This window comes from Dietzia cercidiphylli, assembly GCF_014145145.1.
Classification (GTDB): domain Bacteria; phylum Actinomycetota; class Actinomycetes; order Mycobacteriales; family Mycobacteriaceae; genus Dietzia; species Dietzia natronolimnaea.
In genome coordinates, this window is the sequence record NZ_JAALEA010000286.1 from 1 (window position 1) to 11,960 (window position 11,960).

The following is an 11,960-nucleotide window of genomic DNA, read 5'->3' on the forward strand; positions in this document are numbered from 1 at the left end:
CGTGTCGATGGCCCGGGTGGTGGCCAGATCCCAGAGGATCGGTGTGGGTCCGAATCCCACCGACACCGGGGCTCCGAGCCGCGCCGACGCCTCGCGTTCCGCCCGGTCCGCCAGGTACCACCGGGCGCCGAACTCCGCGGCCACGGCCAGCCCCAGCACCAGGAGCAGCAGCACGAGCAGGGAGCAGCCGCAGCCGCCTCGCCGGCGGTCGCGCCGTCCTCGTCGGTCGATCGGGTCTCGTCGTCGCATCCACGTATCGTGCCGGACCGTCGGGCCGGGGGCCACCGGCGGTCCGGTTGCGGGCCTGGGGGGTCCGGCCCCACGATCAGGCTATGACCGAGACCCAGGACGCACGCACTGACACCAGAACCGTCGTATTCCTCGTGGCCGGCGAGGGGATCGAACGGGTCGAGCTGACCGAGCCGTGGGGGGCCGTGACCGAAGCCGGTCACACGGCGCTCCTGGTCAGCACATCCGACGGCGAGGTCGACCTGGTCGACCACCTCACCCCGGCCGGCACCCAGGCGGTCGACCGGACGAGCGCCGACGTGACCGCCGCCGACGTTGACGTCCTGGTCCTGCCGGGCGGCGTCGCCAACCCGGACGCTCTGCGCCAGGACCAGCACGCTCTGACCCTCGTCCGCGAGATGGTCGAGGCGGGTAAGCCCGTCCTGGCCATCTGTCACGCGCCATGGGTCCTGATCGAGGCCGACGTCGTCCGCGGGCGCCGCGTCACCTCCTACCCGAGCCTGCGCACGGACCTGGTCAACGCCGGAGCCGAGTGGGTGGACGAGGAGCTGGTCAGCTCGGACGGCGTGTTCACCAGCCGCAACCCGGACGACCTCCCCGCCTTCTGCGACGCACTACTCGGCGCGATCCGCGGAGCGGAATAAGCCGACGGACCGAGGGAGGGTTTCGATGATCGGCGTCTACGTCCACCACCGGGGGCGCGGTCATCTCCACCGGGCCATTCCGGTGATGGGCGCCCTGCGGGAACGGGGACTGGACGTCACGATGCTCATCTCGGGCCAGTTCGACGACGCGCTCCTCCCCCCGGGAACCCGCGTCGTCCACCTCCCGTCCGGCATCGATGACGAGGAGGACGCCGAGGAGCTCACCCTCTCCGCGCGCCGCGCCGCCGTCGCGTGGATGGACCACGCACGACCCCGCGCCTTCTGGGTCGATTCGTCTCCCGCCATGTCGCTGGCCGCGCGGATGACCGGCATCCCGATGGTCAGCACGCTGCCGCCCGGGGTGAGGGAGGACGAGCCCCACCTGCTGCGGGTTCGTGCTGCGGAGCGGTTGATCGGGGCGTGGCCACCGGGAGCGCATCAGGCGACCCTGCGGCGGACGGAGAACCCCGTCGCGGAGATCGGCGGAGTGTCCCGCTTCGAGCGGCGCGTCCGCGAGACACGGCATCGTCGTCGTCCCCGTGTCGTCCATCTCAACGGCTCCGGCTCCGGCGGCGACCACCGCTTCTGGAGGGCGGTCCGATCGACGGCGCGCGAGCTCGGAGTGGCCGACTGGCTCGAGGTGGGCGGCCCGGACGGCGAATGGCACGCGGACCCCTGGCCGGAACTGTGTTCGGCCGACGTGGTGGTCACCGGAGGGGGCCAGTCGTCTGTTGCCGATGCCGCCTGCGCTGACGTGCCGCTCGTGGTGGTCCCGGGCCGGCGGCCGTACGGGGAGCAGGACGCCACCGCGGGGGCGTTGGACTCGATCCCGGCGGTGAGCGTGTTGCGCTACGGGGACGGGCCGACCGCCGTCGGGCACGCCGTCCGCCGACAACTGGAGAGGGCACGGGACGGGGAGACCGGAGGTATCCGCGCGTGGTGGGGCGTCGACGGTGCGGCGGCCCGCGCCGCCGAGGTGATCCGCGGGGCGACGACGGCCCGGTTCGGCAGCTGACGAGGCCCACTTCCGCCACTCGTCTCAGCAGATGAAGAGTCGGCCCCGGAGAATTGCCGAACTTTAACCTCTGGCCACAGGCTCCGAAAAGCGCAGCCCCCGTCGACTTTTGCCGAGAAAGGTTAGCCTACGCTCGCTAATTTCCGTTTGACCTCGCCGCGTCGACTGTCAGGATGGAGTCAACCGCGTTCTGAACATCCAGGGCTCATGGCAGGGCACTTCAGCGTCGCGGGAAGGAGGCGCCGTGCCCAGATACAGGAACCTCGAACCCACTGCGGAGTTCTGGTCGTGGCGGGACGATGCCGCCTGCATCGATCTCGAAGACCTGTTCTACAGCGCAGAGGACGAATCGAAGGGCGAACGCCGTCGCAAGGAGGAGAGGGCCAAGGCCGTCTGTCAGGGCTGCCCGGTGTTCGACCCCTGTCGGCAGTTCGCCATGGAATCGAAGGAACTCTACGGGGTCTGGGGTGGGACGACCGAGTCCGAACGGCACGCCATGGCGGGCCGACACCGGACCGGCTGACACCGGCCGACCCCGCGGAGGTCAGAGATTTTCCCGCGGGGTCGCCTCATGACCCGTGGTGCCCGCGGACCGGTTCCGCTCCTTGAGTTCGGCCTCGTAGACGTGGCGACGCCCGTCGGTGACCTCGTCCCGGACGGCCTTGCTGACCTCTCGGGCAGTGGTCCAGAACCCGTCGTCGAACTCCTCGACCATCTGGAACGTCCACCGCCCGTGGAGGACGTTCACCCCGACCATCTCGGTCCGGATCAGCTCCGCGAGCTCGGTCCGGCCGACCGCCTCCAGCTGATCCGCGGCCTGCTGGTAGAGGATGTCCGCGCGCCCGATCAGCTGGTGCAGGTCATAGAGGTGCCCCCGGGCCCGCTCCACGTACTCCAGTGCCTCGGTGGCGGTGCCTGCGGCCTCCACCTCGGCGTCGGTCGCGCCGGGTGGTCGCCGATGCGTCTCGTCGACGCTCGGCGTCCGGTCGCCGGAGGTAGCTCCCTCGTCCGGCCGGTCGTCCGCCACCGTCAGACCGTGCGGGTCAGGCGCCGGAGCTGATTCGGGTCGGTCCGGTGCTTGAGAGCGGTGACCAGGCCCGACCGGGGGCCCGCGTGATCGTCGTAGGTCCGCGGCTCACCCTCGAACATGCGCTCCGACCTGGTTTCCGGCGCGTCGTCCGTGGTGGCCTTGAGGAAGCGGTCGGGCAGCGAGAGCTTGGCGATCGTGCGCCACGACTGCCAGTACTGCTTGTACAGCGGACCCGTCGTATACGGCAGATCCCAGCGACGGCAGACGTCCTGGACCTTCTCCGAGATCTCGCCGTACCGGTTGGACGGGATGGTGGGGAAGAGGTGGTGCTCGATCTGGTACGAGAGGTTGCCCGACATGAAGTGGGTGAGCTGGCTTCCGGTGAAGTTGGCGGAGCCGAGCATCTGACGCAGGTACCACTGCGCCTGGGTCTCCTCGGAGAGGTCCTCCAGGGTGAACTTGTCCGCACCGTCCGGGAAGTGCCCGCAGAAGATCACGGCGTTGGACCACAGGTTCCGGATGACGTTGGCGGTGGCGTTGGCGGCCATCGTCGACTTCCAGTTGGGGCCCGACAGGAGCGGGAACCACACGTAGTCCTTGCCCACCTGACGGCGGGCCTTGCGCAGGAACTGCCCGATGCGCCGCTTCTGCTCGGCCCGGCCGGACGAGTTGATGGTGCCCGGCGCGATCTCGAGGTGCTGGACCCCCACGCCCCACTGGAAGGTGAACGCCAGGATGGTGTTCCACACCAGGTTCAGCGAGTACGCCGGGTTCCACGGCTGGTCACGCGTCACACGGACCACGCCGTACCCGACGTCGTCATCCATCCCGATGATGTTGGTGTACGTGTGGTGGTGATGGTTGTGAGTGGCCTTCCAGTGCTCGGAGGTGCCCACGATGTCCCACTCCCAGGTGGTGGAGTGGATGACCGGGTCGTTCATCCAGTCCCACTGCCCGTGCATCACGTTGTGGCCGAGCTCCATGTTCTCGATGATCTTGCCCGCGGCCAGCATCCCGGTCCCCACCAGCCACGCCGGGCGGTACCCGGAGAAGAGGAGGACCGCCCGGCCACCGGCCACCAGTCCGCGCTGGAGACGGATCGTGTTCTGCACGTACCGGCGGTCGGATTCGCCGAGCGAGTCCACGACTTCCTGGCGGATCGCGTCGAGTTCCTCACCGATCGCCTCGACGTCCTCGGCGGAGAGATGGGCGTATTCCTTCACGTCTGATATCGCCATGGGTTGACGGTACGGAGGGCCGGTGGAGTTGTCGACCGGAAAGGTCCAATCGGCGAGTCGATCCTCGATGAATCCTCAGCCGCCTATGATCCCTCCCATGGCACTCGTCGAGATCTCAGGCGTGAACAAGCACTTCGGTGACTTCCAGGCGCTCAAGGACATCACCATGTCCATCGATCAGGGCGAGGTCATCGTCGTGATCGGCCCCTCGGGCTCGGGCAAGTCGACGCTGTGCAGGGCGATCAACAGGCTCGAGACCTTCGAGTCGGGCTCGATCACCATCGACGGCAAGGAACTGCCGGAGGAGGGCAAGGCGCTCGCCAAGCTCCGTGCGGACGTCGGCATGGTCTTCCAGTCGTTCAACCTGTTCGCGCACAAGACGATCCTCGAGAACGTCACCCTCGGCCCCATCAAGGTGCGCAAACAGTCCAAGGCCGTCGCGGAGAAGCGGGCGATGGAACTGCTGGAGCGGGTGGGTGTCGAGCACCAGGCGTCCAAGTACCCGGCCCAGCTCTCGGGTGGTCAACAGCAGCGTGTCGCCATCGCGCGGTCCCTCGCGATGGACCCCAAGGTCATGCTCTTCGACGAGCCCACCTCCGCCCTGGACCCGGAGATGATCAACGAGGTCCTCGACGTGATGACCGGGCTGGCGAGGTCCGGGATGACCATGGTCGTGGTCACCCACGAGATGGGATTCGCGCGAAAGGCCGCCGACCGCGTCATCTTCATGGCCGACGGGGAACTGGTCGAACAGGCCACCCCGGAGGAGTTCTTCACCAACCCGCAGAGCGCCCGTGCCAAGGACTTCCTGTCCAAGATCCTGACCAACTGAGTCGGCTCGGGTCCGCTCACCACCCCCGAACCGGGCCCCCGTTCCAGAATCACCTCCCCCAGATCTCGACCCACCCATTTCACGAGGAGAACACATGAACTTCCGACGGATCGGATCGGCCGCAGCGGCGGTCACCCTGGCTCTCGGCCTGACCGCGTGCGGGAACGATGACGGGGGCGAGAACCAGCTCCGGATCGGCATCAAGTTCGACCAACCGGGCCTGGGGCTGAAGGTGGGCAACGACTACAACGGGCTCGACGTCGACGTGGCCACCTACGTGGCCGAGAAGCTCGGCACCCCCGCCGAGGACATCGAGTGGGTCCAGGCACCGAGCGCGCAGCGCGAGACCCTCCTCGAGACCGGGCAGGTGGACATGATCGTGGCCACGTACTCGATCACCGACTCCCGCAAGGAGAAGGTCGACTTCGCCGGACCGTACTTCATCGCCGGCCAGGACCTCCTGGTCCGTGCGGACGACGACAGCATCACCGGGCCGGAGTCGCTCGACGGCAAGCGTCTGTGCTCGGTCTCCGGGTCGACCTCGGCGCAGAACGTCCAGGAGGAGGTCCCGGGGGTCAACCTCCAGGAGTTCGGCACCTATTCCGAGTGCGTCTCGGCACTGGTCTCCAACGCGGTCGACGCACTCACCACGGATGACACGATCCTCGCGGGTTACGCCGCGCAGGACCAGTACCAGGGTCAGCTCAAGGTGGTCGGATCCCCCTTCTCCGAGGAGCTCTACGGGATCGGTATCCAGAAGGGCGACACGGAGAAGTGCGAGCAGATCAACGAGGCCATCCGCGAGATGATCTCCGACGGCAGCTGGGACGCGGCCGTCGAGGAGAACCTCGGAGCGGCGGGCTTCGAGCCGGGAGAGGGCAACCCGCCCAACCCGGACGCCTGCGCCTGATCTGACCTGACAACTCCTCCGCGCCACCGGTGAACGGTGGCGCGGAGGCCCTCCACACCTCATGACGGAAGGTGGACCATGGGCGATATCTTCGCCGACTATGACGTCCTCGGGGCGGTGTGGGTCACCATTCAGCTCTCGCTCCTCGGGACGGTGGGCGCACTGGTGCTGGGGACGATCATCGCGATCCTGCGGGTCTCCCCGGTGGCCGTCCTCCGCGGACTCGGCACCTCCTACGTCAACATCTTCCGGAACCTGCCGCTGACGCTGCTGATGGTGTTCAGCATCCTCGGCCTGTCCTTCATCCTCCAGCTGTCCGTCTCGGACGACTTCGCCCGCAACGCCTTCTGGTGGGCCGCGATCATGCTCGCCGTCTACCACGCGGCGTACGTCTGCGAGGCCCTGCGCTCCGGTGTCAACACGGTCCCGGTGGGCCAGGCCGAGGCCGCCCGGTCCATCGGACTCGGGTTCGGGCAGTCGCTGCGGGAGGTGATCCTCCCGCAGGCGTTCCGAGGGTCCATCGCACCCATGGGTTCGGTGATCATCGCTCTCATCAAGAACTCGACGGTCGCCGCCGTCATCGGCGTGGGCGACTCGGCGGGGCTGCTCCAGGTGATCACGGAGAACGAGGGCGCGAGCCTGCCGACGTTCTTCTTCTTCGCCATGGTGTTCGTGATCCTCACCCTCCCGATCGGACTCTGGACCACGTCCCTCTCACGGAAGCTGTCGGTGAAGCGATGAGCACCCAGGCCGTCCTGTTCGACGCCCCGGGCCCCAAGGCCCGCCTCCGCCACAAGATCTTCACGGTGATCGGTGCCCTGATCGCCGTCGGCATCGCCTACGTGGTCTACATCCAGTTCGAGGCCGCCGGCCAGCTGCAGGCGTTCATGTGGGAGCCGTTCGTCACCGACCCGGAGGTGTGGACCTCCTACCTGATCCCCGGTCTCAAGGGGACGTTCACCGCGGCGGCCATCTCGATCGTCCTCGCGGTGATCTTCGGGCTGCTCTTCGGCATGGGCAGGCTCTCGCCGTTCGCCCCACTGCGGTGGTTCTGCAGCGTGATCGTGGAGTTCTTCCGCTCGGTCCCGGTACTGCTGATGATGGTGTTCGCCTACTTCGGGTACTTCGCCACCTCGAACATCGTGCCCAACCAGCACGCGCCGCTGGCCGCGGTGGTCACCGCGCTCACCCTCTACAACGGTGCCGTCATCGCGGAGCTCGTCCGTTCGGGAGTCCACGGTCTGCCCTCGGGGCAGACCGAGGCGGGACTCGCGGTGGGGCTCACCCCGGGGCAGGTGCTGCGCTCGATCCAGCTCCCCCAGGCGCTCACGGCCATGCTCCCGGCCCTCGTCGGCCAACTCGTCGTCGTCCTCAAGGACTCCGCACTGGGGTACGGCATCACCTACCTGGAGCTGCTCAACTGGTCCAAGACCCTCGGCTCCGCCTACGCCAACACCGTTCCCGCGTACATCGTGGCCGGCATCCTCTTCGTGATCATCAACTACACGCTCACCAAGCTCGCCGTCTACCTCGAGGGGCGTCTGAAGAAGCGCCGCGCCAGGGCCTGACACCCCCGGGCGGGCGGGCGGGCATCTGCTCCCGCGCCTGTACACCTGCGGGGCAGGCGCCCGTCTCGATGAACACCGGCCTGCGCAGTTGCGCACGCGAGAGTTCAGGGACACGAGCGGCTGCGGTAGGCGGATGTGAACAGTGAGGGACGGGCGCGGCGTGGCCGTACGCCGGGCCCTGGATACGCACGACGGCCCCGCCGGAATCCGATCCGGCGGGGCCGTCGTGTACCCGGGGCGACCCGGGGTCAGCCCACTGCGGTGTCAGCGCACTGAGGTGTCAGCCCACTGCGGTGTCAGCTCACTTCGGTGGCATCCGGATGCCACCGTCGACGCGCACGGTCTGCGCGTTCATGTACGGGTTGGTGAGCAGCTCCATGACCATCGACGCCAGCTCGTCGCCCGAGCCGAGACGCTTGGGGAACAGGACGCTCTCGCCCAGCTTGGCCTTGAACGCCTCCGAGTCGGGGCCCTCGCCGTAGATCGGGGTGTCGATGAGGCCGGGGGCGACGGTGTTGAGGCGGATCCCGGCGGCCGACAGGTCACGGGCCACGGGCAGGGTCAGGCCCACGATGCCGCCCTTGGACGCGGAGTACGCGGCCTGGCCGATCTGCCCGTCGAACGCGGCGACGGAGGCCATGTTGACGATCGCGCCCTTCTGGCCGTCCTCGTCGGCCTCGCCGCGGGACATGGCCGTGGCGGCCAGTCGGAGCATGTCGAACGAGCCGACGAGGTTGATGTCGATGACCTTGCGGAACGAGTCGATGTCGAAGGCCGAGGCGAACTCGCCGTCCCGGCCGATCGTGCGCTGCGCCCAGCCGATGCCGGCCGAGTTGACCAGGTATCGCAGCGGGCCCAGCTCGAGCGCGGCCTCCACGGCCTTGATGTTGTCCTCGGTCTTGGTCACGTCGACGGCCACGAACACGCCGCCGACCTCGCCTGCGAGGGCCTCACCCTTCTCGGCGTTGAGGTCGGCGACGACCACCTTCGCACCCTGCGCGGCGAGCTGACGGACGACGGCGGCGCCGATTCCCGACGCACCGCCCGTGACGATTGCACTTGCTCCGGAGATATCCATGGCTGAACCGTAACAAGCGGAGGTGATCGATACGGGTGTCACGGGGCGGTCAGCCGGAAATCACCCGGCCGATCCGTCGACCACCACGTCCCAGCGGATGCCGAACCGATCCCGGACCTGACCGTAGTGGTCGCCCCAGGGAGCCACCTCGAACGGCATCGCCAGCTCGCCCCCGTCGTCGGCCACGGTGGCGATGAAGGTGCGGGCCTCGTCGGTGGTGTCGAAGGCGAGCAGGAACGAGTAGACGTCACTGGCGAGCCGGGGCAGGTCCTCGCCCATGGCGTCGCCGCCGGTGAGGGTGATGCCCGGGGCCTCCAGCGTCGCGTGGGCGACCGACCCGGACGGCGGGGTGAACGGGATTCCCTCCATCGGCGGCATCTGGTCGTAGGTCATCAGGTCGAGTCGGCCACCGAAGAGGTCGCGGTAGTACGGGAACGCCTCGGAGGCGTTACCCGGGAAGGAGATGTAGGGGCTGGACTGCATGGCCATCGCGGATCCTCTCGCCTGCGCGCCCCGGCCCGTGCCTGAGGCGTTCTCCGCATGATCGACGCTAGACCGGTCGCCGGCCGCAGTCACGAGAAATATCGCCCTCCGCCGACCGGGGTGAGCGTGTGCGCAAGGTGGGCGGCGGTGTCCGTCAACCGGGGTCGCGGCCCGCCACCGCGAGCAGCCCGGCACGCGCGTCCGCATCGGGTCCCACGGATCGCGCCGGGGCCAGCACCCCGAAGGTGCGCATGAGCTCCACCACGTCCCGCCCGTTCTCGAGCACCCAGCCGGCGAGCGTCTCGGCCTCGTCGGACTCCCATGATTCTCCGCGCAGGTCGTGGGCGTGCACGAGGAGTTCGAAGACCCGCAGCGCCAGCAGGTCCCGGACGGGGATCTCCGCGAGCCGGTGGGCGACCAGCTCATCGGCGTCGGGGGCCGAGGCCAGCCGGTCACGAAGCCCGGCGGAGGTACGGGACAGCGCACCCACGGGGTCGTCGCCGGCATGGTCCGCTGTCCGGGTCCAACCGATCTCGGACTCCGGCAGGCGCGGGAAATAGGCCGCGTACCGCAGACCGCCTCCGAGGACGTGGTTGGCGCAGTCCCGGCGACTCCATCCGGGGCACGACCCGCAGTCGCCGTCGAGCCCGTCGGCGAGCGCCCGCCCGAACAGCTCGGTGGCGGCGTCGAGGACGGCCAGGTGGTCGTGGGGCAGCGGGTTCTCGGTCACGGGGGCTCCTCCGGAATGTCCGGACCCCACAGTAGGTTGATCGTGTCGTCGTGAACAGCACGTCGTGATCAGTCCGGTGGGGGTGCCCTCACGGGGCGCGCCCGCCCATCCCACATACCCGCCCATCACAGAGAGAGGAACCCTCGCCACCATGAGCCCGCAGACCTCCGGCGCAGCCGAGACCCGGGAGTTCCAGGCAGAGACCCGGCAGCTGCTGGATCTGATGATCCACTCGATCTACTCCAACCCGGACACCTTCCTCCGAGAGGTCATCTCCAACTCCTCCGACGCCCTGGACAAGCTGCGACTGGCCGCTCTCCAGGATTCCTCGCTGGGGGTCGACACCTCGGACCTGCACATCGAGTTGATCCCCGACGAGCAGGCACGGACGCTGACGATCCGCGACAACGGCATCGGGATGTCCCGCGACGAGGTGGTCGACCTCATCGGCACGCTCGCCAAGTCGGGCACCGGTCAGATGCGCGAGGCCCTCGCCGCGGCCCGCGCGGCTCAGGAGTCGGGCGAGGCCAGTGAGCAGGTCACCGCGGACCTCATCGGCCAGTTCGGCATCGGCTTCTACTCCACGTTCATGGTCGCCGACGCGGTCACGTTGGTCACGCGCAAGGCCGGCGAGGCCACGGGTACGCGCTGGACCTCGGGCGGCGAGGGCACCTATACGATCGAGGAGGCACCGGACGCCCCGCAGGGCACCTCGGTGATCCTGCAGCTCAAGCCGGCCGGTGGGGACGCGGCGCTGCCCGACTACGCCGCGGAGTCCACGCTGCGCCGGGTCGTGCGCACCTACTCGGACTTCATCGCCTGGCCGATCCGGATGGAGGTCGAGAGGCCGGCACCGGAGCCGACGGGGGACGACGACGAGGGGAACGACCCCGCCGCGGAGAACACCCTCACCGAGACCGTGACCCTCAACTCCCAGAAGGCGCTGTGGACGCGGCCCCGCTCCGAGGTGACCGACGAGGAGTACTCGGAGTTCTACCGTCACGTCTCCCACGCCTGGGACGAGCCGCTGGAGACCATCACCCTCAAGGCCGAGGGGACGTTCGAGTACCAGGCGCTGCTCTTCCTGCCCACGCAGGTGCCGTTCGACCTCTTCTCCCCGGATACCAAGCGCGGCGTCCAGCTCTACGTCCGCAGAGTCTTCATCATGGACGACTGCGAGGAGCTGGTGCCGCCGTTCCTGCGCTTCGTCAAGGGCATCGTCGACGCCCAGGACCTCTCGCTCAACGTCTCGCGCGAGATCCTGCAGCAGGACCGCCAGATCAGGGCGATCCGCAAGCGCCTGGTCAAGCGGGTCCTGCAGACGATCGAGCAGATCAGGACCGACCGTCCGGAGGAGTTCCGCTCGTTCTGGAAGAACTTCGGAGCGGTTCTCAAGGAGGGCCTGATCTCCGACGTCGACGCCCGGGAGCAGCTCCTCGCCGTGAGCACTTTCGCGTCCACTCGTGCAGCCTCCGACGAGGCCACCGGGGGCGACGACGACGAGGTGGGCACCACCATCGCCGAGTACGTCTCCCGCATGGCCGAGGGGCAGGAGGAGATCTACTACCTCACCGGCACGTCCCGCGCGGCGGTGGAGAACTCCCCGCACCTGGAGGCCTTCCGGGCGCGGGGCGTCGAGGTGTTGGTGCTCACCGACCCGGTCGACGAGGTGTGGGTGGACGCGGTCGGCGAGGTCGACGGCAGACGCCTGCGCTCGGTGGCCAAGGGCGACGTGGACCTGTCCGGTATCGGCTCCCCGGTCGAGGAGGAGAAGGGCCAGGCGGATTCCGCGGAGTTCACCGGCCTGCTCGAGTGGCTGGGCGAGGAGCTGTCCGACGAGGTCAAGCAGGTGCGGTTGTCGCAGCGGCTCACCGAGTCCGCGGCCTGCATGGTGGGCGACGAGTTCGACATGACCCCGCAGCTCGAGGCGATGTACCGGGCCTCGGGCATGGAACTGCCCGCGAGCAAGAGGATCCTGGAGCTCAACCCCTCGCATCCCTTGGTCGAGCGGCTGCGCTCTCAGTACTCCGAGGATCCGTCGACCCCGGGCCTCGCCGACACGGCGCGGTTGCTCTCGGGCGCGGCCGTCCTGGCCGAGGGGGGCACGCTCGCCGACCCCGCCGCCTTCGCCAAGCTGCTGGTCGACCGGATCTGACGCCGGCCGTCCCCTCGCCGCCCCGCGG

Annotated in this window: 13 protein-coding genes and 1 pseudogene; 8 read left to right on the forward strand and 6 right to left on the reverse strand. The window is 68.7% G+C overall.

Translation table 11 applies throughout. The annotated features are described in order from the left end of the window. A pseudogene (locus G6028_RS10690) lies at positions 1-249 on the reverse strand (DUF2993 domain-containing protein); the annotation flags it as partial. A gap of 83 nt (positions 250-332) precedes the next feature. Between G6028_RS10690 and G6028_RS10695 the strand changes: the two are divergent. From G6028_RS10695 to G6028_RS10705, 3 genes are all read left to right on the forward strand, one after another. Then, positions 333-893 (forward strand): type 1 glutamine amidotransferase domain-containing protein, encoded by a 561-nt coding sequence (locus tag G6028_RS10695; protein WP_182611093.1) that lies wholly within the window; start codon positions 333-335, stop codon positions 891-893. A gap of 25 nt (positions 894-918) precedes the next feature. Continuing rightward, on the forward strand, positions 919-1,908 hold the full coding sequence (locus G6028_RS10700; RefSeq protein ID WP_182652735.1) for a hypothetical protein: 990 nt from the start codon (positions 919-921) through the stop codon (positions 1,906-1,908). A gap of 244 nt (positions 1,909-2,152) precedes the next feature. Beyond that, positions 2,153-2,431, forward strand: coding sequence for a WhiB family transcriptional regulator (locus G6028_RS10705; protein WP_179523730.1), 279 nt, complete (start codon positions 2,153-2,155; stop codon positions 2,429-2,431). A gap of 21 nt (positions 2,432-2,452) precedes the next feature. On the opposite strand, the gene G6028_RS10710 is transcribed toward G6028_RS10705, so the two are convergent. Further along, on the reverse strand, positions 2,453-2,935 hold the full coding sequence (locus G6028_RS10710; protein ID WP_182611092.1) for a hypothetical protein: 483 nt from the start codon (positions 2,933-2,935) through the stop codon (positions 2,453-2,455). 2 nt (positions 2,936-2,937) lie between these two features. Beyond that, the gene (locus G6028_RS10715; RefSeq protein WP_182611091.1) at positions 2,938-4,176 is read right to left on the reverse strand and encodes a fatty acid desaturase family protein; all 1,239 of its coding nucleotides are present in this window, start codon (positions 4,174-4,176) and stop codon (positions 2,938-2,940) included. Positions 4,177-4,273: 97 nt separating this feature from the next. On the opposite strand from G6028_RS10715, the gene G6028_RS10720 reads away from it, so the two are divergent. The 4 genes from G6028_RS10720 to G6028_RS10735 all read left to right on the forward strand — a co-directional run bounded on the left by G6028_RS10720 (position 4,274) and on the right by G6028_RS10735 (position 7,486). After that, entirely contained in the window at positions 4,274-5,008 is a 735-nt protein-coding gene (locus G6028_RS10720; RefSeq protein ID WP_182658829.1) for an amino acid ABC transporter ATP-binding protein, read from the forward strand. 94 nt (positions 5,009-5,102) lie between these two features. After that, a complete protein-coding gene (locus tag G6028_RS10725; RefSeq protein WP_182640054.1) occupies positions 5,103-5,918 on the forward strand; it encodes a glutamate ABC transporter substrate-binding protein in 816 nt (271 codons plus the stop codon). A 78-nt stretch (positions 5,919-5,996) separates the two neighbouring features. After that, a complete protein-coding gene (locus tag G6028_RS10730) occupies positions 5,997-6,659 on the forward strand; it encodes an amino acid ABC transporter permease (protein WP_095718779.1) in 663 nt (220 codons plus the stop codon). Then, a complete protein-coding gene (locus G6028_RS10735) occupies positions 6,656-7,486 on the forward strand; it encodes an amino acid ABC transporter permease (RefSeq protein WP_179523725.1) in 831 nt (276 codons plus the stop codon). The genes G6028_RS10730 and G6028_RS10735 overlap by 4 nt, the downstream gene beginning before the upstream one ends. A gap of 301 nt (positions 7,487-7,787) precedes the next feature. On the opposite strand, the gene G6028_RS10740 is transcribed toward G6028_RS10735, so the two are convergent. The 3 genes from G6028_RS10740 to G6028_RS10750 all read right to left on the reverse strand — a co-directional run bounded on the left by G6028_RS10740 (position 7,788) and on the right by G6028_RS10750 (position 9,777). Next, positions 7,788-8,564 carry an SDR family NAD(P)-dependent oxidoreductase gene (locus tag G6028_RS10740; protein ID WP_179523724.1) on the reverse strand — a complete coding sequence of 259 codons (777 nt, stop codon included), beginning with the start codon at positions 8,562-8,564 and terminating at the stop codon, positions 7,788-7,790. A gap of 60 nt (positions 8,565-8,624) precedes the next feature. Beyond that, positions 8,625-9,053, reverse strand: coding sequence for a VOC family protein (locus G6028_RS10745; protein WP_179523723.1), 429 nt, complete (start codon positions 9,051-9,053; stop codon positions 8,625-8,627). A 148-nt stretch (positions 9,054-9,201) separates the two neighbouring features. Further along, positions 9,202-9,777 carry a maleylpyruvate isomerase N-terminal domain-containing protein gene (locus G6028_RS10750; protein WP_182617653.1) on the reverse strand — a complete coding sequence of 192 codons (576 nt, stop codon included), beginning with the start codon at positions 9,775-9,777 and terminating at the stop codon, positions 9,202-9,204. Positions 9,778-9,928: 151 nt separating this feature from the next. Here G6028_RS10750 and htpG point away from each other — a divergent pair, with 151 nt between their 5' ends. Beyond that, a complete protein-coding gene (gene htpG / locus G6028_RS10755) occupies positions 9,929-11,932 on the forward strand; it encodes a molecular chaperone HtpG (protein WP_182658830.1) in 2,004 nt (667 codons plus the stop codon). Positions 11,933-11,960 lie beyond the last annotated feature (28 nt).

Coding starts and splice junctions, on each gene's coding strand:
- G6028_RS10745 (WP_179523723.1), bottom strand. CDS start 9,053: ATGGCCATGCAGTCCAGCCCCTACATCTCCTTCCCGGGTAACGCCTCC.
- G6028_RS10695 (WP_182611093.1), top strand. CDS start 333: ATGACCGAGACCCAGGACGCACGCACTGACACCAGAACCGTCGTATTC.
- G6028_RS10725 (WP_182640054.1), top strand. CDS start 5,103: ATGAACTTCCGACGGATCGGATCGGCCGCAGCGGCGGTCACCCTGGCT.
- G6028_RS10735 (WP_179523725.1), top strand. CDS start 6,656: ATGAGCACCCAGGCCGTCCTGTTCGACGCCCCGGGCCCCAAGGCCCGC.
- G6028_RS10700 (WP_182652735.1), top strand. CDS start 919: ATGATCGGCGTCTACGTCCACCACCGGGGGCGCGGTCATCTCCACCGG.
- htpG (WP_182658830.1), top strand. CDS start 9,929: ATGAGCCCGCAGACCTCCGGCGCAGCCGAGACCCGGGAGTTCCAGGCA.
- G6028_RS10715 (WP_182611091.1), bottom strand. CDS start 4,176: ATGGCGATATCAGACGTGAAGGAATACGCCCATCTCTCCGCCGAGGAC.
- G6028_RS10740 (WP_179523724.1), bottom strand. CDS start 8,564: ATGGATATCTCCGGAGCAAGTGCAATCGTCACGGGCGGTGCGTCGGGA.
- G6028_RS10730 (WP_095718779.1), top strand. CDS start 5,997: ATGGGCGATATCTTCGCCGACTATGACGTCCTCGGGGCGGTGTGGGTC.
- G6028_RS10720 (WP_182658829.1), top strand. CDS start 4,274: ATGGCACTCGTCGAGATCTCAGGCGTGAACAAGCACTTCGGTGACTTC.